The 22,516-nt window shown below is 37.8% G+C and carries 21 protein-coding genes; 17 read left to right on the top strand and 4 right to left on the bottom strand.

Features of this window, described 5'->3' with window-relative positions; all coding sequences use genetic code 11:
- The first annotated feature begins 362 nt into the window (after window positions 1–362).
- On the top strand, window positions 363–3,026 hold the full coding sequence (locus CWO92_RS12675) for a DUF5689 domain-containing protein (protein WP_101354586.1): 2,664 nt from the start codon (window positions 363–365) through the stop codon (window positions 3,024–3,026).
- 149 nt (window positions 3,027–3,175) lie between these two features.
- On the opposite strand, the gene CWO92_RS26040 is transcribed toward CWO92_RS12675, so the two are convergent.
- Window positions 3,176–3,310, bottom strand: a complete 135-nt coding sequence (locus tag CWO92_RS26040) for a DUF6254 family protein (protein WP_233269749.1) — start codon at window positions 3,308–3,310, stop codon at window positions 3,176–3,178.
- A 6-nt stretch (window positions 3,311–3,316) separates the two neighbouring features.
- Entirely contained in the window at window positions 3,317–3,535 is a 219-nt protein-coding gene (locus CWO92_RS12680) for a hypothetical protein (RefSeq protein ID WP_101354587.1), read from the bottom strand.
- A 221-nt stretch (window positions 3,536–3,756) separates the two neighbouring features.
- On the opposite strand from CWO92_RS12680, the gene CWO92_RS12685 reads away from it, so the two are divergent.
- The 4 genes from CWO92_RS12685 (at window position 3,757) to manA (ending at window position 7,066) form a co-directional block, all read left to right on the top strand.
- Window positions 3,757–4,611 (top strand): CvfB family protein, encoded by an 855-nt coding sequence (locus tag CWO92_RS12685; protein ID WP_101354588.1) that lies wholly within the window; start codon window positions 3,757–3,759, stop codon window positions 4,609–4,611.
- A 204-nt stretch (window positions 4,612–4,815) separates the two neighbouring features.
- Window positions 4,816–5,202, top strand: coding sequence for an SMU1112c/YaeR family gloxylase I-like metalloprotein (gloA2, locus tag CWO92_RS12690; RefSeq protein WP_101354589.1), 387 nt, complete (start codon window positions 4,816–4,818; stop codon window positions 5,200–5,202).
- Window positions 5,203–5,232: 30 nt separating this feature from the next.
- Window positions 5,233–6,093 (top strand): ROK family protein, encoded by an 861-nt coding sequence (locus CWO92_RS12695; RefSeq protein WP_101354590.1) that lies wholly within the window; start codon window positions 5,233–5,235, stop codon window positions 6,091–6,093.
- A 25-nt stretch (window positions 6,094–6,118) separates the two neighbouring features.
- Entirely contained in the window at window positions 6,119–7,066 is a 948-nt protein-coding gene (manA, locus tag CWO92_RS12700) for a mannose-6-phosphate isomerase, class I (protein WP_101354591.1), read from the top strand.
- Window positions 7,067–7,348: 282 nt separating this feature from the next.
- Here manA and CWO92_RS12705 read toward each other — a convergent pair whose 3' ends face one another.
- Together CWO92_RS12705 and CWO92_RS12710 are read right to left on the bottom strand one after the other, a co-directional pair.
- On the bottom strand, window positions 7,349–7,822 hold the full coding sequence (locus tag CWO92_RS12705) for an SRPBCC family protein (RefSeq protein WP_101354592.1): 474 nt from the start codon (window positions 7,820–7,822) through the stop codon (window positions 7,349–7,351).
- Entirely contained in the window at window positions 7,815–8,219 is a 405-nt protein-coding gene (locus CWO92_RS12710; RefSeq protein WP_199256860.1) for an ArsR/SmtB family transcription factor, read from the bottom strand. Before CWO92_RS12710 ends, CWO92_RS12705 begins: the two co-directional genes overlap by 8 nt.
- 32 nt (window positions 8,220–8,251) lie before the next feature.
- Here CWO92_RS12710 and CWO92_RS12715 point away from each other — a divergent pair, with 32 nt between their 5' ends.
- The 12 genes from CWO92_RS12715 (at window position 8,252) to araA (ending at window position 22,458) form a co-directional block, all read left to right on the top strand.
- On the top strand, window positions 8,252–9,256 hold the full coding sequence (locus CWO92_RS12715; RefSeq protein WP_233269748.1) for a sugar-binding protein: 1,005 nt from the start codon (window positions 8,252–8,254) through the stop codon (window positions 9,254–9,256).
- A complete protein-coding gene (locus tag CWO92_RS12720; protein WP_101354593.1) occupies window positions 9,253–10,704 on the top strand; it encodes a sensor histidine kinase in 1,452 nt (483 codons plus the stop codon). Before CWO92_RS12715 ends, CWO92_RS12720 begins: the two co-directional genes overlap by 4 nt.
- On the top strand, window positions 10,695–12,224 hold the full coding sequence (locus CWO92_RS12725; protein WP_101354594.1) for a response regulator: 1,530 nt from the start codon (window positions 10,695–10,697) through the stop codon (window positions 12,222–12,224). Before CWO92_RS12720 ends, CWO92_RS12725 begins: the two co-directional genes overlap by 10 nt.
- 139 nt (window positions 12,225–12,363) lie before the next feature.
- Window positions 12,364–12,672, top strand: coding sequence for a DUF4097 family beta strand repeat-containing protein (locus CWO92_RS12730; RefSeq protein ID WP_101354595.1), 309 nt, complete (start codon window positions 12,364–12,366; stop codon window positions 12,670–12,672).
- Window positions 12,654–13,220, top strand: coding sequence for a DUF4097 family beta strand repeat-containing protein (locus CWO92_RS12735; protein WP_101354596.1), 567 nt, complete (start codon window positions 12,654–12,656; stop codon window positions 13,218–13,220). The genes CWO92_RS12730 and CWO92_RS12735 overlap by 19 nt, the downstream gene beginning before the upstream one ends.
- Before the next feature lie 434 nt (window positions 13,221–13,654).
- Window positions 13,655–14,899, top strand: a complete 1,245-nt coding sequence (locus CWO92_RS12740) for an ABC transporter substrate-binding protein (RefSeq protein WP_101354726.1) — start codon at window positions 13,655–13,657, stop codon at window positions 14,897–14,899.
- 438 nt (window positions 14,900–15,337) lie between these two features.
- Complete coding sequence (locus tag CWO92_RS12745) at window positions 15,338–16,243, top strand: carbohydrate ABC transporter permease (protein ID WP_437177548.1); 906 nt, start codon at window positions 15,338–15,340, stop codon at window positions 16,241–16,243.
- A 16-nt stretch (window positions 16,244–16,259) separates the two neighbouring features.
- Window positions 16,260–17,054, top strand: coding sequence for a carbohydrate ABC transporter permease (locus tag CWO92_RS12750; protein WP_101354727.1), 795 nt, complete (start codon window positions 16,260–16,262; stop codon window positions 17,052–17,054).
- Between the two features lie 178 nt (window positions 17,055–17,232).
- Window positions 17,233–18,312 (top strand): GntR family transcriptional regulator, encoded by a 1,080-nt coding sequence (locus CWO92_RS12755; protein WP_101354598.1) that lies wholly within the window; start codon window positions 17,233–17,235, stop codon window positions 18,310–18,312.
- A gap of 242 nt (window positions 18,313–18,554) precedes the next feature.
- Window positions 18,555–19,247: an L-ribulose-5-phosphate 4-epimerase gene (gene araD / locus CWO92_RS12760; protein WP_101354599.1), complete on the top strand. Its 693-nt coding sequence runs from the start codon at window positions 18,555–18,557 to the stop codon at window positions 19,245–19,247.
- A 17-nt stretch (window positions 19,248–19,264) separates the two neighbouring features.
- Window positions 19,265–20,971, top strand: coding sequence for a ribulokinase (locus CWO92_RS12765; protein WP_101354600.1), 1,707 nt, complete (start codon window positions 19,265–19,267; stop codon window positions 20,969–20,971).
- Window positions 20,968–22,458, top strand: coding sequence for an L-arabinose isomerase (gene araA, locus CWO92_RS12770; protein ID WP_101354601.1), 1,491 nt, complete (start codon window positions 20,968–20,970; stop codon window positions 22,456–22,458). The genes CWO92_RS12765 and araA overlap by 4 nt, the downstream gene beginning before the upstream one ends.
- Window positions 22,459–22,516: the final 58 nt, after the last annotated feature.

Here is a 22,516-nt window from a genome sequence, read left to right on the forward strand (position 1 = left end):
ATGCAAGGATAGTAAGAAAGACAGGGAACAATAATAGAGTAATCTCGCCCCGTTGGAGAGTAGGCAAGGAGATGGAACAAAGTTTTTTGATCAAAAAAGAATGCTGTTTGTCAATGAACCAATTAAATAGTTAATTACGAAATAGGTCTTTTGTAATATATAGAAAATTTAATAAAACCCTTTGAACCTTTGGAATATCAACATTTAATGTTTACGCAATCTTAATCCTTTATTAACTTTTTCAGGTGAATAGACCTATATAATGAAGGACAGAGTGATGATACTATTTTTATGAGTATGTCACATTTCTATTAAATCATTATAAGAAGTGTGGCATATTACTATTTTTAGGGGAGGCAATTATGGGGAGATTAAAAAGTTTGTTTGTAAAAGTATTAACAATTATTGTTATTGCTGGAACCATTCCATCCCTTTCTGGTTTGCATACTGCAAAAGCAGAAGGAGCTAATGATCCAGCGCCATTTATTAATCCAGCAAGTCCCGCAAATGGGAAAAAGGTATTATTTGATAATACTCACGGTGAAACAGCGGGTGCTGCTGACTGGGTTATTGATGGAGCATTTTCAGATTTTGGAAATGCGATTGCACAAGAAGGATATTACGTTAAAGAACTAAGAAAAACTACTCCAATTACGTATGATGATTTAAAGGATTACAATGTATTCGTACTCGGAGAATCAAATATTCCATTTAAAAAGTCGGAACAAGATGCCATGCTTCAATATGTGCAAAATGGAGGTAGCATCTTTTTTATCGGAGACCATTATAATTCGGACCGTAATCTAAATCGTTGGGATTCAGGGGAAGTTTTCAATGGATTTAGGCGTGGGGCATATAGTGATCCTACGAAAGGGATGACAAAGGAAGAAGCATCCTCGCAAGCAATGCAAGGTGTAGAAAGCTCCGATTGGTTAGCTGATCATTTTGGCATTCGTTTCCGTACTAATGCATTGGGAGATATTACTGGAGGAGAAACGGTTGTTGCTCCGGATCAATCTTTTGGTATTACCCAAGATGTGGAAACAGTTGAAATGCATGCTGGATCGACTCTAGCAATCTTAGATCCTACGAAGGCAAAAGGTTTAATATATATGCCGAAAAACCCACCAAAATGGGGTAGTGCGGTAGATCAAGGCGTTTACAACAACGGTGGAATAGAAGAAGGTGCCTTTGCAGCTATTTCTAAGGTAGGTAAAGGAAAAGCAGCTTTCTTAGGAGATTCTTCGCCAGTAGAAGATTCTTCTCCGAAATATGTGCGTGAAGATAATGGGAAAAAGAAAACAACCTATGATGGATTTAAAGATGAAGGAGACGATAGTACATTCCTTATTAACACCATTAACTGGTTAGCAAATCAAGAGAACTATACTAGTTTTGATCAAGTATCTGGATTAGAACTTAGTCCGGTAACAAAATTATATGATTGGGAACAGCCGCAAAATACAACTGAACCAGAGCCGGAACCATGGTCTCAGCCATCAGGTGGATACAAATGGTATGACTCATCTACTTTTGCTGCAGGATCATATGGATCTACTAAAACAGCACCGGTAAATCCGACATATTCATTTGTTCATCAAGCTACTTTACCAAATGCGGAAGAATTTCAGATTCGTGTTAATTTAGATAATCTAACACCAGGTCAGACAGTTAGCGGGTTAAATCTGGGAATCTATCTATCAGGAGGAACTCAGGTAGCAATGGTTCAAAATGCTGATGGTTCATGGCCGACTAGCTACGGGTACAGTGCTGATTTTTCTGTTACGGCAGATGCAATGGGCCATGCTAGCAAAGATTTAACAGTCAAGATAAAGCCGGGAACAACAGGAGATGCAAGTCTTCGCTTGCGTTCTGCAAAAAATAATGTACTAACAGAATCGGTGAAAATTGGCAATGTATCTGCCGAGCCACTTCCTGAGGATAAACCCAACTTACCAGAAAAAATCTCTGTAGCGGATGCCAGAAAAGCAGGATCTGGAACAGTGGTAACAGTGGAAGGTGTTGTAACCTCGACACCGGGAGTATTTGGTGGTAAAGGATTCTACTTGCAAGATGATACTGCGGGAATCTACGTTTTTTTGAATGATGGAGAATTTAAACCGGGAGATACAGTGAAAATTACTGCCCCGCTCTCCGTTTACAATACTGAATTGGAATTATCAGATCCAGTTGCTATTGAAAAAACGGGTACTGGTGAATTGCCTAATCCTATCACGGTTAATGAGCTTAACGAGGACAATCAAGGAAAATTGGTTAAATTAGAAGATGTTGAGATCCAAAACCTGACAGCCTTAAACAAAGCATTTGAATTCGATGTTACAAAGGATGGAAAAGCAACTAGAGTACGAGTAGATGAAAGAACCGGACTTACGTATAATCAATTTACTTCTCAATATAAAAATGGGGATATTGTAAACATTTCCGGTATTTCTTCTATTTTTAAAGGCACGTATCAATTAAAGCCGTTAAGCCTAAACGCCTTCGAGCAAGCGGATAAAACACCACCTGTCATTCATGATCTTAATAAAGATACATTCTATCTTACAGATAAAATTGTAGAGAACATCAATGTCACAGATGAGGGTACAGGAGTAAAAAGTGTAAAGATTACACTTGATGGTATGGAGGTTCAAAATCCGATTGAGATTGAACCACTTCAGCTTTCTTTAGGACAGCATACTCTTTCTGTAACAGCGGAGGATATTGCTGGAAATGTAAGTACAAGAGATTTTGACATTCAAGTAATTATGGATACCGACCATCTTGGTCAATTGCTAGAGATTGGATATGATCACGGTAAAATTACAAATCACGGTATTTATAACAGTCTACAAACAAAAGTGAAAAATATTCAAAAAGCAAACAATCCAAAAACAAAACAAAACATGCTACATGCTTTTGCAAATGAAGTGAGAGCGCAAAACGGTAAAAAAATCGATGCGGATTTTGCTAATCTATTAATTAGTGCTACTGTAGGGGTTGAACAATTGGAAGAGGCAATGTAATAAATGGAAAGCCGAACTAAAGCTGTTCGGCTTTTTTGTTATCTGAAATTGTATTAAATTTCCACAATCAATGGTTGATCAAATATTTGATTAACATCTGTAATAATTCTTTTACAGTGGTGGCTTTTGTAATTTTGGTTAGATCCTTTTTATTTTAAGGGCTTTTTAGTGTTTGGAGTCATCTCATCCGCAATTTCTTCTAGTGATGTTATCTTTCCATGCGGATTTTGTGATTGTTTTCTTACTTTCCATTGGCGTTCCTTTTGTCCTTTAGATTGTGTCATGTCTATTCACCCTCCATCTGTATTATTATCCATTTTTCCATCAAAGTATTTAGAAAATCTCTCCATTTCTTCATCTTTTCGAAGAGAAGTGACATGAAAGGGGTTCTTATATGACAAATCAAACTTCAGTCCCATTGTCGGTCCCCCGGTAGAATCATTTACTATTCCCTCATAAGGAGCATCTAAATGAGGATCTCTGTCATGATAATCGCGGTCACGGTCCATATTTTCACCCTATTCTTTCAATCATTTTAGAAGTTCATCCATATTCTTCGCTTAAATAATTCGTTTATTCGTGTGATTATCTTGAAACTGTGGGATTTTAGACAAAGAACAATGTATTTGAAAACAGCCTTAGTGTACAATAGAAAGGATAAAATAGGTGAATAGTTACCGATGAAATGACTAAAAACTAAAATGAATAAGATAGAAAGGATTTTTATTATATGACAGGTCTACAGCCAGGAACCATTGCTCAGCTGCATGTGGAGCGAGAGGCACCATTTGGGTATTTTTTATCAAATGGAGAAGAGGATGTTCTTCTTCATAATAGTGAAATATTGGAGTCCTTTGATCCAGACGAGCCACAAACTGTGTTTCTTTATCAAGATCATCAAGGAAGATTAAGTGCAACGATGACCATTCCAACCATTAAAATAGGTACGTATGATTGGGTAGAAGTGGTCGAAGTGAGGGAAGATCTGGGGGTGTTTGTAAACATCGGAATTAGCAAGGATATTCTTATATCAAAGGATGACCTCCCTGCCTTATTAACTTTATGGCCAGCAAAAGGTGATAAGTTATATTGCACACTAAAAACAGATAAGCATAATCGTTTATTTGGAAAGCTAGCGACGGAAGATATCATGCGTGCAATTGCGATCCCGGCCACTCGTAAAGATTTTAATAAAGATATTGCTGGGAGAACCTATCGCTTGTTAAAAATAGGATCTTTTATCCTAACCGATGAAAACTATATTGGTTTTATTCATGAATCACAGCGAAAGCAAGAGCCACGCCTAGGTCAAAAGGTAGAGGGACGGATTGTCGACGTCAAACCGGATGGATCCATTAATGTTTCTCTGCTAAAAAGGGGCCATGAAGCGATGGAGGATGACTCGGATATTATTTATCGCTATATGGAAAGCCGCGGCGGAAAGATGCCTTATTGGGATAAAAGTGCTCCAGAGGATATTGACGCACGGTTCCATATGAGTAAAGCCTCTTTCAAAAGGGCACTAGGAAAGCTGATGAAAGAAGGAAAGATATATCAAGAAGATGGCTGGAGTTATTTTAAGTAAAGCAAAATGTGGAGTATCATGCTTCACATTTTTTTGTTGGATATTTATTTAATCCTGCGTTGCGTTGTTCAACGATAAATAACCATTATTTCGGTGTGCTTGCAGTAATTTCTGTCCATTAAGAGAAGATCCCGTTCTATTTATAAGAAATTTTTATCCATGAAAACGTTCTATGGTACAATAATCTAAAATGAGGTGGATGTCTTGCTATTCAAACGGATTCATCATGTAGCGATTATTTGCTCCAATTATGAGAATTCCAAAGACTTTTACGTTAATAAATTAGGATTTACTATTTTGAACGAAGTCTTCAGAAAAGACCGCGGATCCTATAAGCTGGATTTAGCAATAAACGAGCATTATCAGATTGAGCTATTTTCATTTCCTAACCCACCGGCTAGGCAAACACAGCCTGAAGCAACTGGTTTAAGACATTTGGCTTTTGAAGTAGATTCGGTGGAACAAGCAAAACGGGAACTGGAAAGTAAGGGAATTATGTGTGAGGATATTCGAGTAGATCCGATTACGAGAAAAACATTTACTTTTTTCAGAGACCCTGATAATTTGCCACTTGAGATATATGAGGTATAAACATAACTGGGAGAAAAGGGGGAAACAGATATGTACTATGGAGGAATTGAAGCGGGAGGCACTAAATTTGTATGCGCTGTCGGGGATGTGCATGGAAATATCTTAGAAAGGGTTCAACTTCCAACTCTTACACCCGAGGAAACAATCCCGAAAGTAATAGAGTTTTTTCAACATCATAAGATTCAAGCCCTAGGAGTAGGTTCATTTGGACCAATTGATATTAATGTGAAAAGTGATACATATGGTTATATTACGTCCACTCCAAAAACCGCTTGGACCAATTATCCGTTTTTACAAGCTTTACAAATGGAACTACATATTCCAATAGGCTTTAACACGGATGTCAATGTTGCGGCATTAGGGGAAGTAACATTAGGCGCAGCAAAAGGGCTGGAAAGTTGCTTATATATTACGGTTGGAACTGGGATTGGAGCGGGTGCCGTAGTCCAAGGAAATCTGTTGCAAGGATATTCCCATCCGGAAATGGGCCATATTTTAGTAAGAAGACATGAAAATGACACGTACATAGGGAAATGTCCATATCATAAGGATTGTTTAGAAGGATTGGCAGCCGGTCCAGCCATTGAAGAACGATGGGGTAAAAAAGGCGTAGAATTGGCGCATGATTCTAAGGTTTGGGAGATAGAAGCATACTATATTGCACAAGCATTAATGCAATATATTTTAGTGCTTTCTCCCGAAAAAATTATCCTAGGCGGCGGCGTGATGAAACAGCAGCAAGTATTTCCGTTAATACGGGAGAAGGTTGCGAGTCTCATTAATGGATATGTAGATCTTCCTCCATTAGAAGAATACATTGTACCGCCTAGTCTTGGGGATAATGCAGGAATAACTGGAGCACTTATTTTAGCAAAGCAATCGGAAGTATGAAGTATAAGGAAAGAAGGAATGCAACATGGTACAACCATTATTTTTAGAACCAGTTTTTCAAGAAAGAATATGGGGAGGAAAGGCGCTTAAAGATCAGTTCGGATATGAGATCCCGTCTAATCATACTGGTGAATGCTGGGCAATTTCTGCTCATCCGAATGGACCATCAGTCGTTAAAAATGGCGCCTTTGCAGGGAAAACATTGATAGAATTATGGGATCAGAACCGTGAGTTGTTTGGGGGCTACCAAACAAAGGTATTCCCATTATTAACGAAAATTCTTGATGCAAATACAGATTTATCTGTTCAAGTGCATCCGAATGATGAGTATGCAAATGAATATGAAAACGGTGAGCTTGGAAAAACCGAATGCTGGTACATTATTGATTGCAAAGAAGGCGCAGAGCTTATTTATGGGCATAATGCACGAACGAAAGAAGAACTTAACAACATGATAGAGGATGAGGAATGGAGTAAACTGCTTCGTCGTGTTCCGGTAAAACCCGGTGATTTTTTCTACGTACCAAGTGGGACCATCCATGCTTTATGTGAAGGGACGCTTGTTCTGGAGACTCAACAAAGCTCAGATACGACCTATCGTGTGTATGATTATGATCGCACCGATGATAAGGGCAATAAGCGAGAATTGCATTTAGAAAAAGCGATTGATGTGTCAACAGTTCCACATACTGATGCAAATCTTCATATTGAGACGGCAAGTGTGCCGGGGGCAGATATTACTTCGTTTGCAAAAGAAGAGTACTTTTCCGTTTATAAATGGGATATACATGGACAAGCGACCTTTACCCAGGATAAAGCCTTTCAATTGTTTAGTGTATTAGACGGAGATGGATCGATGGTTGTGGATGGGCAAGCCTATCCGGTTCATAAAGGAGATCATTTTATTTTGCCTGCAGGAACAGGAGAATTTACGCTTGAAGGAAATGTAAGTTTCATCGTTTCACATCCATAAAAAATTTAAGAGTGCAATAGGGTACGAAATCGCAATTTTTCGTACCCTATTTTTTATTAACTTGTATAATAGATTAGCATACTCACAGCAAAAGCGGCTTTACAAAATTTCTCTTTTTAATAACTGCTTTAATTTAGTTGGACCTGCGTTCTAACTTCCAATTAAATCTGCCACTTACTTTTTCTCCTCTATATTTACTACTTCCCTATTACTTTTCCCATTTCTGTAAATTAGGATTATATTTCTGAATAAAACACCACTGTCCACGTGTGGAGGACATTTTCACGTAATGTCCACGGATGGTGCCAGGCACCGCAGTACTTTGCCTGTTTCAAGGAGGCTTTTCATATTGCTTAGAATTGCAGGCCAACCGTTGTTTAGTCCTTCAAATGTATTTTCTTTATCTACCAAATCTCCTTCCGCACAATTTTCATGTTTCAGGGTTAGTTTAACTGTATTTTCTAATTGCTGGAGCTCGAAGGTTACGATGGACGGTTCTTCACGCTGTGGCTTTTCATCTGCATGAAACCATGTATAGGATAATCGTTTGTACGGTTCACTGATAAGGACTTTTCCGTATACATCCAATTCATCTCTCTCCCGAAGGAAGATAACATCAGAACCTTCTTTCCAATCGGATTGTACTCTTCTTCCAAAAAAGTATTTTCCCGTAAACTCCTCTGATGTCAAGGCTTTCCAAACTTTTTCAGGTGTGCTTGCAATGTAGGTTACATAAACAAAGGATGGTTTAATCATCGTTTTCTTCCTCCAGTTTTCTTTTTACTTCATTTAGAGCTCTAACATGATGATGTTCGTATTTGCCGATCCAACGGTCATAAATTTCACCAATAGGTGCCGCATTTAGATAGTGGAGTTTCTTTCTTCCGTTTCGAATAATGATAACAAGATTTGCCTCTTCTAAAACAGCTAAATGTTTGGAAACAGCTTGGCGTGTCATATCCAAATGGCCACAGAGTTCACTTAAGGTTTGTCCATTTTCTTTAAAAAGCTGATCTAATAATAATCTGCGGCTTTTATCCGCAAGTGCTTTAAAAACTTTATCCATGTTTTGATAATAAGCAACCAATTGGTTACGTGTCAATTGATTTTTAAATCTTCCGATAATATTAATACCATTTCTATTCTTCCCCATGATAAGATAATCATAAGTAAGGGGGCAGGTTTGTGATTCGATTGACAAGAGTTTTCTATGTAATCGGTTTCATTCTCTTTGTAGGACTATTTACTGCTGCTGTTGTATATGCTTTTAAAATGAATGAAGTGAGCAAAAAAAACAATTCGGGTATCATTCCATCCTATAAATATCACTTTGTCCTCGTCCCGGAGGAAATGGATAATGACTATTGGAGATTAGTGGAAAAAGGAGCTAAGGACGCTGCCAAAAAGCACCATGTATTGCTTGAATATAAAGGACCGAAGCAATCCAATATTGATGAGCACTTAAAAGAACTGAAAATAGCCGGTGCATCTAGGGTAGATGGGATTTTAACGCAAGGCTACAATGATCAGCAATTTTCCCCAGTTATTGATAGCCTCGAAAATAAAGGAATCCCTGTGATAACAGTGGATACAGATGCACCGTCCAGTAATAGACGAGCCTATATTGGTTCTGATAATTATTATTCTGGATTTATCGCAGGAAAAGCTCTTCTGGAGGACACAAAAGGAAAGGTAAATGTTGCAATCATCACAGGAAGTTTTCAGGCAAGCCACCAACAACTGCGTGTCCAAGGATTCAAAGATGCGATTCGAAGGGAAAAGAGAGTGAAAATTATTGCAATAGAGGAATCAAAGATTACGAGAATAAGAGCTGCTGAGAAGGCAAATAAAATTCTAACGGAGCACCCTGAGACAAATGCTTTTTTCGGAACAAGTGCATTAGACGGTATTGGAATTGCTCAAACAGTCGTACACCTAAATAGACAAAACTCCATGTACATCATCGCATTTGATACCATTGAGGATACAATCAATGATATGAAAAAGGGAATTATAAATGCTACCGTGATGCAGGAACCTTATGAAATGGGTTACCATTCAGTGGAAATGATGGTGACTATTGAAGAAGGAAAACGAGTACCCGAAATAAATTATACAGACACTAGAGTCATTCATCGCAGTGATTTGCCTATTGCCACGATTGAACAGCAAAAGAGGTCTCCATCATGATACGTATTCGAACAAAACTAATCCTATATTTTATTATCCTTGTTGTTCTCGTTAATGCTGTAGCCTTCTATTTATACAGCAGCAGCGAACAAATAATGCGGGAATATGACCGCAGCTTTCAGAGATTCTTATTGCTAAATGAAATATCTCAGCAAACTAACACGCTTGTCGAGAAAATGAATGCTTGTATTGTGGAAAAAGATCCTGCTTATTTACATGAGTTTAATGCAACGAATAAAAAGTTGAGAGCAAATAAAAAAAGACTGGATAGTGAAGTCGAGGATAAATCGAATTATGTGGATTTAACAAACTATGAAAATATGCTGGAAAGCTTTCTAGATGATAGCTATATTGCTGTCAGTGCCTTTCAAAACAATGATATTAATCAGTATTCCTCCTATTTTAATGAAGCCACGGATACATCGTCATATATACTAGAAACGACGATGTCCTTAATTAATCAAGAATTAACATCTTATCAACATTTCTATAATCAATTATCAAAGCGCAATTATTACTATCGTTTAACCGCTGTGCTATTTTTAAGCGCAGTGTTCATTCTCTGTACGATTTTGGCTATTCGCATTTCAGGAGGAATTACAAATCCGATAAAGCGTCTCTCTCTTGCCGCCAAAGAAATCTCAGCAGGGCATTTATCCGGAGAGGACATTAAGGTAACAAGTAAGGATGAATTGAAGCTATTAACTGAGACCTTTAACCAAATGCGGAAAAATATTATTGAATTAGTAAATGAAATTAAAGATAAGTCAGAGCTAGATAAGCTATTGAAGGAGCTGGAACTGAAAAACCTTCAAAATCAAATTAACCCGCATTTCCTGTTTAATACCTTAAATAACATAGCAAAAATGGCATATCTTGAAGGGGCCCCAGAAACTACAAGATTAATAGAATCAGTATCTTCCTTATTGCGATATAATCTGGAAAATATTGATAAACCTTCTACTTTAAAAGATGAAATCAATGTAGTAAAAGATTACTTCTACATACAACAAACTCGTTTTGGAGACCGCATATCTTTTTACACTTATATTGATGAAAGCTGCATGCAAGTGCCTATTCCAAGGCTTACCCTTCAGCCCATCATCGAAAATGCTTTTATACATGGAGTAGAGTCTAAGGAGGAAGGCGGCAGCATCACATTATCCATCTTTAAAAAAGCAGAGCAGATTTTTATAGAAGTGGTGGATGATGGTTTAGGGATGGGTCCTGAGACAAAAACAAGACTTTTAAACTATGTAAATGGTGAGGACTTGCATAAGAACGAGCAACATAAACGATCAGGACATTCAACGGGGATAGGTGTCATCAATGTAATTAAACGACTGCAACTCTTTTATCAGGAGAAGGATGTTGTCGAAATTGAATCAGAGCTAGGGAGAGGGACCACTTTTCGTTTGAAAATTAAGGGGGATAGGTCATGCGTCTAGTGATTGTGGATGATGAAATGCTGGAAAGAAAGGCATTATCGAAAATGATTCAAAGGGAAATGCCTGATATCAATATAGTTGGCGAAGCGACAAATGGTCGAATGGCCATTCAACTAGCAGATGAGCTTGCACCGGATATTATGATGATGGATATTAAAATGCCCGGTATTGATGGTGTCGAGGCTGTTAGGGAGATTAGAAAAAGTCATAAACAAATCAAATTTATCATGGTTTCCGCTTTTAATACCTTCGAGTATGCAAAAGAAGTGATGCAGCAAGGGGTGAAGGAATATTTATTAAAACCAAGTAAGCAATCAGAAGTGCTGGCAGCATTATCAAGAGTTATTCGCGAGATTAAGGAAGAAAGGCAGCTTCAGGAGGAGAAACAATCGCTACAGGATAATTTAAATCGCGCCCTTTCTGTTATTGAGACGGAATGGCTTTCCTCGATATTAAATGACCATATAAGTTTTGAAGCATGGAGTGAGCTACTTGGTATTGAAGTGAAATCAGGTACTATCGTTATTTTTTCTATACAGAGTCATCTATCAAAGGAAGCAAAGCAGCAAGTGTATCAAAGACTGAAGGAATGGTTAAAAAACAAAAGCGAATGTGTAATGGGGCCAGTCGTTGAGAATAAAATTCCGGTACTTATTTTATTTAATTCTATTCAAGAGAAAAACCGCATGAAATCGCAAGCTATTAAACTGGTTAGAAATGTTGTTTCGATGATGCGGGATTCTAATCTTTCCATTTTTGCAGGAATGGGGTTACCCTTTCAAACCATAGAAGATCTGCCGAATTCTTATCATGAAGCATTACTGGCACTGGAGCAGAGAAGTCTTCACTATGAAATGGCGTATGCCTTTCCAACAGAAACTAGTAAGGAAGCAAAACTATCCTTTGAAAAAGAGAAAGAACTGATTGAATTTATAAAACTCGGTGATCGCCAACATGTACTGGAGGTATTTGAACTCTATGTCAGCGAACTAGAGTCCCAATCGGAATTAAAAGCAATTAGAATGCTGGAGGAATTATGGATCATTGTATCGCGTGCTATGTATGAATTAGGAATCCACACAAGTTCTTACACTTTCCCTCATAAGGAACCATATGATCAAATTATACTGGCGACAAGACAATATGTACTGGAATCTGCGGAGCTTGTCCAAGCGTGGAGAACCAGTCACACAAAGGGATATTTATTAAAAGCAAAAGATTACATTATGGAGCATTTTCATCAATCTATTACATTAGAGGAAGTAGCGGAATATGTTGGTCTCAGCCCATTTCATTTTAGCAAGCTCTTTAAAGGAAAATATGGTATGAACTTTATTGATTATGTAACAAATCTGCGGATTGAACAGGCTAAGGAAGAAATCCTGAATACAAATAAAAGTTTAAAGGAGATTTGCTTTAGTATCGGATATAAAGATCCCAACTATTTCAGCCGTGTATTTAAAAAGAAGACCGGTGTTGCTCCAACTGCTTATCGGAGTAAGCAAACCTCATCAAAGTAATAGTAGCGGTGGTTTTATGTATGTAGCTGAGCGTATAAGTCTGAGGTCTTAGACGGAATTAATACTGCGGTACATTGTGGGAGCGTGTTGAACCCTTTATCCTAATAAATAGGAGAATATTAAAGGGGAAGAGACTTTTATGCAAAAATTACTTGCGTTTTTAGCGGTTCTTGTTTGTCTTTATATCCTTGGCATGAGTTTGCAACGGGTATCTTGGCTTCCTTTTGGGAATAAAAATACTCAATCGGCATCGATAAAACATATTGAACTGATTGATATTGATGCATCAGCTACAGATGTTACCGTTATTCCTGATGATAGAGAAGATGTGAAAGCAGAGTATAAGGGAAGAGGGAAGCTGAAGGTTACAAAAAATGGGGATACGATAAAAGTATCCTTAGAACGCAGTCTGTTTCAGGGCATTAATTTTTGGAACAGAAAAAAGTAAAAATTTATATACCCGAGGATTTTCATGACAAAATGGCGGTTAATATTGGTTCCGGCAGAATGCATTTATCTGGACCATCCAAAAGTCACCCAATGAAACTAGATGAATTATCACTCGATATGACATCGGGAATGGTAGATTTGAAAAATTTGAACGTGGACTCTTTTCACCATGTAGGCTCTTCTGGAAATGCGCAGTTTGATTATGTGACTGCAGGAATAGCCTCCATTAAGATGAGTTCAGGAAATGTAGAGATGAATCATTTTCAAGGACAGTTAAGTGCTAAGTTATCGTCTGGAAGATTTAAAGGACAAATTGACCAATTAAAGGATTCAATCGATGTAAAAATAAACTCTGGTACCGTCAGTCTTGATTTTCCAGAAAACTCCAGCTTTACTCTAAATGGAAAGGTGAGCAGCGGAATGATTTCGTGTGAGCTACCACTGGAAAGCAGAACTTCTAATGGCCATAGTATTAGTGGAACATACGGATCAGGTACGTATAAAGTAAATGTTACAGCATCTAGTGGGAAGGTAAATATATATTAATGTAGGATGGATGATCTTATTAATGGGTCATCTTTTTTTTGTACACGCAAGTTTTGAGAATTTGCCAAACAAAATGGATTGTTCCTCCATAGACGTAGAACGGAACACCTGTAGTTAGAAGGAAATTTTGAAAGAAGGAAAGTAAGGAGTGTATTAAAAAGTTGTGAGCCCTCATCAAAGTTCGGAATACTTGCCAAACGCGGAGCTAGCCCATCTAAAGACTGCAATCTCTCCTATAATTAGTACCGATTATACAATCTTTTACTAAACTCCCAATCAATCACCACAAAAAAATACAGATAATCGCAAAATAATGAAGGCGCTTACAAATGTTTAACGCGGAATAGTTTGATAAATTAAAAGAGTAAGATAACGCTTACAAAACCAAAGGGGGTATATAAGTGAAAAAGAAAGGACTTCTCGTTGCAATAGCAATGATGCTTGTTTTTGCACTTGCTGCTTGTAGTTCAAAATCAAGCAGCGATGGCGGCAAAAAGAGCAAAAAAGAAGAGCTTGAGATCTTCAGCTGGTGGACAGGTGCCGGTGAGGAAGATGGTCTAAAAGCATTATTGAAATTATTCGGTGATAAATATCCTGATGTTACGGTGAAAAATGCTGCAGTAGCAGGTGGTGCGGGTACCAATGCCAAAGCAGTTCTGGCAAGTAGAATGCAGGGAAATGATCCACCATCTACATTCCAGGTTCATGCAGGGGCAGAATTGAATGCAAGTTGGGTAGCAGCTGGCAAAATGGAACCTCTAAATGACTTGTATAAAGAAGAAGGCTGGAATGATAAATTTCCACAATCACTAATTGATATGGTAAGTAAAGATGGAAATATCTATTCTGTTTCGGTTGATATTCACAGAGGAAATGTTTTATGGTACAACAAAAAAATCTTTGACGATAACGGCTTACAACCGCCTAAAACATTCGATGATTTCTTCAAGGTTGCAGACGCTTTGCAGAAGAAAGGCATTACTCCGCTTGCTTTAGGGGATAAGGAACCATGGGCAGCAACGATGATATTTGAAAATATCCTTGTTGCAAAACTTGGACCTGATGACTATAAAAAGCTATGGACTGGTGAAATTGCTTTAGATGATGCAAAGGTGAAGGAATCAGCAGAAATCTTTAAAAAGATGATGGGCTATGTGAACAAAGATCATAGTTCACGCAACTGGCAAGATGCTTCCCAGCTTGTAGCAAAAGGGGAAGCTGCAATGAATGTTATGGGTGACTGGGCAAAAGGCTATTTTGTTAATGATTTAAAATTATCATTAAACAAAGATTTTGGATATACAACCACACCTGAATCTCAAGGGATGTTTATGATTATTTCTGATACATTTGGCTTGCCTAAAGGCGTTGACAATGTGGCGGATGTGAAAAAATTCTTAAGCCTACTTGGATCTGTTGACGGTCAAGATGCTTTCAACCCATTAAAAGGTTCGATTCCAGCTCGTGTAGATGCCGACCCTTCAAAATATGATGATTATGGCAAAGCAACTATGGAAGACTTCAAAACAGCTCAGCTTGCTCCAAGCTTAGCACACGGTTCAGCTGCACCTGAAGGATTCCTTACTAAGGTAAACCAAGCAGTGAATATTTTCGTTACACAAAAAGATGTTAATGCATTTATCAGCAGCTTGAAAAATGCATCTGCTGATTTGAAATAAAAAATTGGCAAATCAAATAGTTGATAGATGATAAAAGCAGAAAAAATGTGTATCAAATGACGTTTGGAAAAAGAGGATGAGGAAACTCTCCCTCTTTTTCATTGGATAGGAAATTATAACATTTAATCCTGTGGATAATAAAGAGCTTTGCGTCTGGCTTTGACACCAAACGGCTAGCGGATGTCTCCTTCTCCTTCCTGTGATAAGTCAAACATTAGGTAAATTTACCAGGTGAAAATGGTAGTGCAATTTCAATAGCTCGTGAACTACCGTTTCACATTTTCCTTTATCTCAGTCGAAGAATATGACAGCGTACGCTGCTGGGCAAGTCGTCTGCGCATTTGTTTAAGGGGGTAGAGTATGGATTCACCTATTGTTGTCGAGAGTAATGCCTCTCCTGTCATCAAAACGAAACTGAAGCGTAAAAAAAGATTTTCAATGGATTTTACATTAGCCTTACTATTTTTATTACCATCGGTTATATTAATAGCCATTTTTGTATACGGATTTATCGGTTGGACTGGTTACGTATCCTTAAGTAATTGGAATACACTTGTTCCTGATTTTTCATTTGTTGGACTAAAGAACTTCTTATTCTTATTTCATGACTTCAGATTCCTATCGGATGTCCGAAACACCGTGGTCTTTACGATTCTATTTATTGGAATAGTCCTGATTTTAGGTCTTGTTCTTTCGATTTTCCTAGATCAAAAAATTCGCGGAGAAGCGATTTTTCGAAACATCTTATTCTTCCCGATGGCATTATCTTTCGTTGTTACGGGCGTCGTTTGGCAATGGATTTTAAACCCATCCACTGGGGTAAATTTGTTTTTAAAAAAATTTGGAATCGAACCACTGTGGTATACAGATACGCATATTCTAGCAGGAGTAAAGCTCGGCCAAATTGAAGTGGGTGCTCCGGTGGCGATAATCGCAGTTGTCATTGCAGCTGTTTGGCAAATGACCGGTTTTTCTTTAGCAATGTATTTAGCAGGGCTTCGTGGTATTTCAGACGAGTTGAAAGAAGCTGCTCGAATGGATGGTGCAACAGAATTTCAAGTATATTGGAAGGTCATTATTCCATTATTACGTCCTATTACCGTTAGTGTCATTATCATTATGGCCCATATTTCATTGAAAATCTTTGACCTAATTTATTCCATGACAGGACCTGGTGCAAATTTCGTTACCGATGTTCCTGGAGTTTATATGTTTGAAACTACTTTCCGCGGCAACTTTTACGCCAATGGGGCTGCTATTGCAATTATCATGCTTCTCACAGTTGCAATCTTCATTGTTCCTTATTTAATTATAAGTCGGAGGGGGGATTCAAGTGGCTCTTAGGCGATTATCAAAACCAATGTTATATTTAATCCTAATCGTTCTTTGCTTGCTTTTTCTCATGCCAGTTTACGTCATACTAGTGACAAGCGTTAAGCCGCTTGATCAAGTTACCTTGAGTGACATGTGGAAGCTCCCAACGGCGCTTGACTTTAGCAGTTATCAAGTTGCTTTTGAAAAACTGGCGCCTAATTTTTTGAATTCCCTTTATCTAGTGATTCCGGCAACCTTTTTATCTGCTTTATTAGGAGCGCTTAATGGCTATGTTCTATCGAAGTGGAGATTTAAAGGGTCGGAAATCTTATTCACTGCGATATTGTTCGGAATGTTTATTCCTTATCAAAGTATATTGATTCCGTTGATTCAATTTTTACGGAATATTGGTTTATATAACACTATTCCTGGCTTAATCTTAGTGCACGTTGTATACGGGATTCCAATCACGACCCTGATGTTCCGAAACTTTTATGCCAATATCCCATTTTCAATGATTGAATCAGCGAAAATAGACGGAGCAGGGTTCTTAAGAATATTCTATTACATTATGATTCCGTTATCTTTATCAGGATTTGTTGTTGTTGCTATTTGGCAGTTTACGAATATATGGAATGAGTTTCTTTTTGCAGTAACCATTACTACTTCTGACCAACAACCGATAATGGTAGCATTGCAGAACTTGTCCGGAAGTCAAATTGTTCAGTGGAATGTGCAAATGGCTGGTGCCTTGCTTGCAGCACTCCCAACCTTGTTAGTGTATATTTTCCTAGGCAAATATTTTGTGAAGGGATTGTTAGCAGGTTCTGTGAAAGGATAGAAAGGAAACAGTTAGCGAAATGGCTAGCTGTTTTTTTTTTAGTAGTCCATCTGTAAGAGCATGACTAGCCACATTTCCTCGATAGGACTATATGGAAGCAGACTATTTTGACCCATTCCAACAATGGAAATGTATGATAAAATAAATGAACGTACATGTTTACAAAGGTGGAGGCAAAATGGTCGTAAAATATAAACAAGTAAAAGAACAGATCAAATCTTGGATACAAGAAGGCCAAATTAAACCAAATCAAAAGATTAAATCAGAAAATGAACTTGTGGAGGAGTTTGAAGTCAGCAGGCATACAATTAGACAGGCTTTGGGTGAGCTGGTGAATGAGGGATGGCTGTATCGGGAACAAGGACGAGGAACTTTTTGTAAAGACCAAAGTCATCGAAAAAAACAAATTGATAGAACAATTGGTATTATCACCACATCTATATCAGATTATATATTTCCATCCATAATTAGAGGAATAGAATCATATTTAAGTGAAAAAGGCTATAATTTGCTTTTGGCCAGTACAAATAATAATACAGACCGAGAAAAAAAATGTCTGGAGAATATATTGAGCAAAAAACTTGATGGATTGATTGTAGAACCCACTAAGAGTGCACTGTATAATCCTAATTTAAATACGTACTTTAGTTTAGAAAAAAATAATATTCCATATGTAATGATAAATGCTTTTTATTCAGAATTACAGCCTGCAAGTATTACAGTTGATGATGAACTTGGAGGATTTTTGGCTGCTGAGCATTTAATAAAATTGGGACATAAACAAATAGCTGGCATCTTCAAGTCCGATGATATGCAAGGAATGAATCGGATGAAGGGATTTATTAGAGCCCATAGAGAGTACAATGTACATATTCAGCCGGGAATGATTATATCGTATAACACAGAAGAAAAAAATACGAAACCGCAATTAGAGGCTAGTCGTTTACTTCATCTGAAAGATAGGCCGACAGCATTTTTCTGTTATAATGATGAAATTGCCATTGCAGTTTTGGATACTATTAGGGAGAACTCATTAAAAGTTCCTGAAGATGTTTCCATCGTAGGGTTTGATGATTCCCAGCTTTCTGTTGCATCAGAAGTGAAATTGACGACACTAACCCATCCGCAAATGGAAATGGGAATCCAAGCAGCGAAAATGATAGTAGATGCAATAGAAAACGAAAAAATCACTGTTCAGGAACAACCGGTCATATATCAACCTCAATTAATTATTAGAAACTCAACGGCACCTTACTAAAATAAATCACTCCTGTACGTACAAATTCCAATTTTTAAAGCATAATATAAAGCTAATTACTAAAGCCGAAAAAAACGGCTTTTTTATTTTATTAATAAGAATATTTTTTTGCTAATAGGTGATTGGAACTTTTAATATAAAAAATGTTGAAAATTTTTAGAAAAAGATGTGGTAAACTTGTACGTACAATTATATAATGTAAATACATCATATTTAGTTGAAGAGAGAAGGGGGTGTGCGATGTGTTAGGTCAACTAAAAGCAGAGGTGCTTCAGGCAAATAAAGATTTAGTAAAATATGGACTTGTGACTTTTACTTGGGGAAATGTGAGTGGATTTGATCGTAACTCGGGATTGATTGTTATTAAGCCAAGTGGTGTTCCATACGAGACTTTAAACATAAAGGATTTAGTAGTTTTAGACCTAGATGGAAATATTGTGGAAGGGAATTTGAAACCATCTTCCGATACGCCAACACACTTGGAACTATATAAAAGATTTCCACAAATAAGTGGGATAGTTCACACTCATTCTGAATGGGCTACCAGTTGGGCACAGGCAGGAAAAAGTATACCGGTACTTGGAACTACACATGCGGATTATTTTTATGGTGATATCCCTTGCACAAGGAAAATGACTACATTTGAAATTGAACAATCGTATGAAAAGGAAACGGGTACCGTTATTATCGAGGAGATTGGCGATAGAGATCCGCTGAAGATTCCAGGCATATTAGTAAATAGCCATGGTCCTTTTGCGTGGGGGAAATCTCCCGAAAATGCGGTACATAATGCTGTTGTATTAGAAGAAGTTGCGAAAATGGCATTAAGAACGTACTCATTAAATCCAAATATAAAAAATATAGAAAGAAGCTTGCTGGATAAGCACTTTTTACGCAAACATGGAGAAGCTGCTTACTATGGCCAAAATCAATAGCTTGGGAGAGTTTAAAAATGATAGATAAATATTCTATAGGAGTAGATTACGGAACGGAATCAGGACGTGCTGTATTAGTTAGATTATCTGACGGTGCTGAAATAGCTGAACATGTAACTTCATATCCTCACTCTGTAATCGATGAAACATTACCTGTATCAAATTTACAGTTGGGATACGATTGGGCTTTGCAACATCCGAATGATTATATGGAAGTTCTTAAACAGTCTGTTCCATCTATTATAAAAACTTCAGGTATAGACCCATCAAATGTTGTGGGCATAGGTATTGATTTTACTGCTTGTACAATGCTGCCTGTAGATGCTAATGGTGAACCTTTATGTTTTAAACGAGAGTTAATGAGTGACCCCCATAGTTGGGTGAAATTATGGAAACACCATGCTGCACAGGAAGAGGCTAATCTTATTAACAAAGCTGCAGAGGAAAATGGCGAATCATTTCTTGGGAGATACGGGGGCAGAATTTCATCCGAATGGATGATAGCGAAGATTTGGCAAATACTTAACGAATCTCCAAAAATTTATGAGCAAACAGATCGTTTTCTGGAAGCAACCGATTGGGTCGTATTTAAAATGACTGGAAATATAATACGGAATAGTTGTACAGCAGGTTATAAAGCGCTTTGGCATAAAAAAGATGGTTATCCAAGCAGAGAATTTTTTAAATCCCTCGACCCGCGATTGGAATTCCTAGTTGAAACCAAATTACGAGGGGAGATTGTCCCGTTAGGAACCAAAGCAGGTTCTTTAACTCCAGAAATGGCTGAAGTTATGGGGCTTTTGCCTGGAATAGCTGTAGCGGTGGGGAATGTAGATGCCCATGCAGCAGTACCAGGAGTAGGAGTTGTAGAACCTGGAAAATTAGTAATGGCCATGGGTACATCTATATGCCATATGCTTTTAGGTACAGAAGAAAAACAAGTGGAAGGCATGTGTGGAGTGGTAGAAGACGGTATTATACCTGGGTATTATGGATACGAAGCAGGACAGTCAGCGGTTGGAGATATTTTTGCTTGGTTCGTAGAGCAAGGGATCCCAAGTTATGTAAAAGAAGCGGCAGTTAAAGAACAAGTAGATATTCATGCATGGCTGGAAAAAAGAGCTAGTTCATTTCTTCCCGGTGAGACAGGGTTGCTAGCGCTTGACTGGTGGAATGGAAACCGCTCCGTTTTAGTTGATACCGATTTAACAGGTCTAATTATCGGGTATACATTGCAAACCAAGCCAGAGGAAATATACAGGGCGTTACTCGAATCGACAGCATTTGGCACAAAGAAAATTGTAGACGCTTTCAACAGTAACGGTGTAACGGTCAATGAACTTTACGCCTGTGGGGGTCTACCTCAAAAAAACAAATTATTAATGCAAATATATGCTGATGTAACGAATCTTGAAATAAAAGTTGCCGATTCCAAACATACACCAGCGGTTGGTGCGGCAATGTTCGGTGCAGTTGCAGCCGGACGGGAAAAAGGCGGTTATGATTCTATAGTGGAAGCAGCCAAAAAAATGGGAAGAATTCGTGAGGAAACATATAGACCTATTCCTGAAAATGTGGAAGTGTATGAACAATTATATCGGGAATATGTGATTTTGCATGATTATTTCGGTAGAGGCCCTAACAATGTAATGAAGAAACTAAAACATATCAAACAAGGTCTAACGGAAAAAAACAAAGGCAAACAAAAGGAGGCAGCAAGATGATTGAAAATAAAGCATACGAATTTTGGTTTGTTACAGGTAGCCAACATCTATATGGAATGGAAACACTCCAAAAAGTAGAGGAACATTCTAAGCAAATGGTTCAGGGGCTAAACGAAGACAGGACGCTTACTTCACCAATCGTTTTTAAGTCCGTTTTAACAACAGCTGATGAAATCTATCAATTAGTATTGGATGCCAATTCACATGAGTATTGTGCTGGAATTATTACATGGATGCATACTTTCTCCCCTGCTAAAATGTGGATTGCTGGATTATCTGAGCTAAAAAAACCATTGGTTCATCTACATACTCAATATAATCGGGATATACCGTGGGAAAGTATTGATATGGATTTTATGAACTTAAATCAATCCGCACATGGTGACCGGGAATTTGGATTTATCGGAGCAAGAATGAATATTCCGCGAAAAGTTGTAGCGGGATACTGGGAATCTCCAAATGTCCGGGAACGATTAGCAAAATGGATGCATACTGCTATAGGTTATAGTGAAGGGAAACATCTAAAAATTGCACGTTTTGGGGATAATATGAGGTCTGTAGCGGTCACAGAAGGGGATAAGATAGAAGCACAAATACAATTAGGATGGACCGTGGATGGATATGGTGTTGGGGATCTTGTAGAGTATGTGAATTCTGTCCCCAAACAAGCTATTGATGAATTATTGGACCAATACTTTGAACTATACGAAATCCCATACAACCCAGAAAACGAACACTATGTTAAGCAATCTATTCGAGAACAGGCACGTATGGAAATTGGATTAAAATCCTTCCTGAAAAATGGAGGTTATACGGCGTTTACTACAACATTTGAAGATTTACATGGATTAAAGCAATTGCCAGGTCTTGCGGTTCAACGACTTATGGCTGAAGGCTATGGATTTGGCGGGGAGGGTGACTGGAAAACAGCCGCATTATTAAGAGTAATGAAAGTAATGGCAAATGGTGAAGCAACAAGCTTTATGGAGGACTATACCTATCATTTTGAACCAAATAATGAGTTTATTCTAGGTTCCCATATGTTAGAGGTATGTCCAAGCATTGCTGCAACGCGTCCAAAATTACAGGTACATCCTTTATCCATTGGAGGCAAGGAAGATCCAGCTCGCCTTGTGTTTGATGGAAAGAATGGTACTGCAATTGTAGCTTCAATTATTGATCTTGGAAAGAGATTTCGATTAATTGTGAATGAGATTGAAGCGATAAGACCGATGATGGACATGCCAAATCTTCCTGTTGCTCGTGTATTGTGGAAGCCTTCACCAAATTTAACGGATTCCACAGAATCATGGATTATAGCAGGTGGTGCACATCATACTGTATTTTCATTATCCGTTAGGACAGAACAATTAATAGATTGGGCAGAAATGATAGGTATGGAATGTGTAGTAATTAATGAACATACGAATCCCTTGCAATTAAGAAATCAAATAAAAATAAGTGACCTTGCTTGGAGTCTTCGATAAAAATAGGTATAGTAGATAAGTTTTGCAAAAACATTGGGAGTATTATGTGAAATCAGCA

Source organism: Heyndrickxia camelliae, assembly GCF_002844575.1.
Lineage (GTDB): Bacteria > Bacillota > Bacilli > Bacillales > Bacillaceae_C > Margalitia > Margalitia camelliae.

Excerpts from the sequence above, each read along its gene's own strand:
- CWO92_RS12740 (WP_101354726.1), top strand. The coding sequence starts at position 13,655 with ATGATGCTTGTTTTTGCACTTGCTGCTTGTAGTTCAAAATCAAGCAGC.
- CWO92_RS12750 (WP_101354727.1), top strand. The coding sequence starts at position 16,260 with ATGTTATATTTAATCCTAATCGTTCTTTGCTTGCTTTTTCTCATGCCA.
- CWO92_RS12695 (WP_101354590.1), top strand. The coding sequence starts at position 5,233 with ATGTACTATGGAGGAATTGAAGCGGGAGGCACTAAATTTGTATGCGCT.
- CWO92_RS12720 (WP_101354593.1), top strand. The coding sequence starts at position 9,253 with ATGATACGTATTCGAACAAAACTAATCCTATATTTTATTATCCTTGTT.
- CWO92_RS12755 (WP_101354598.1), top strand. The coding sequence starts at position 17,233 with ATGGTCGTAAAATATAAACAAGTAAAAGAACAGATCAAATCTTGGATA.
- CWO92_RS26040 (WP_233269749.1), bottom strand. The coding sequence starts at position 3,310 with ATGACACAATCTAAAGGACAAAAGGAACGCCAATGGAAAGTAAGAAAA.
- CWO92_RS12675 (WP_101354586.1), top strand. The coding sequence starts at position 363 with ATGGGGAGATTAAAAAGTTTGTTTGTAAAAGTATTAACAATTATTGTT.
- CWO92_RS12705 (WP_101354592.1), bottom strand. The coding sequence starts at position 7,822 with ATGATTAAACCATCCTTTGTTTATGTAACCTACATTGCAAGCACACCT.
- CWO92_RS12685 (WP_101354588.1), top strand. The coding sequence starts at position 3,757 with ATGACAGGTCTACAGCCAGGAACCATTGCTCAGCTGCATGTGGAGCGA.
- CWO92_RS12730 (WP_101354595.1), top strand. The coding sequence starts at position 12,364 with ATGCAAAAATTACTTGCGTTTTTAGCGGTTCTTGTTTGTCTTTATATC.
- CWO92_RS12725 (WP_101354594.1), top strand. The coding sequence starts at position 10,695 with ATGCGTCTAGTGATTGTGGATGATGAAATGCTGGAAAGAAAGGCATTA.
- CWO92_RS12745 (WP_437177548.1), top strand. The coding sequence starts at position 15,338 with ATGGATTTTACATTAGCCTTACTATTTTTATTACCATCGGTTATATTA.
- manA (WP_101354591.1), top strand. The coding sequence starts at position 6,119 with ATGGTACAACCATTATTTTTAGAACCAGTTTTTCAAGAAAGAATATGG.
- CWO92_RS12765 (WP_101354600.1), top strand. The coding sequence starts at position 19,265 with ATGATAGATAAATATTCTATAGGAGTAGATTACGGAACGGAATCAGGA.
- araA (WP_101354601.1), top strand. The coding sequence starts at position 20,968 with ATGATTGAAAATAAAGCATACGAATTTTGGTTTGTTACAGGTAGCCAA.
- CWO92_RS12680 (WP_101354587.1), bottom strand. The coding sequence starts at position 3,535 with ATGGACCGTGACCGCGATTATCATGACAGAGATCCTCATTTAGATGCT.
- CWO92_RS12710 (WP_199256860.1), bottom strand. The coding sequence starts at position 8,219 with ATGGGGAAGAATAGAAATGGTATTAATATTATCGGAAGATTTAAAAAT.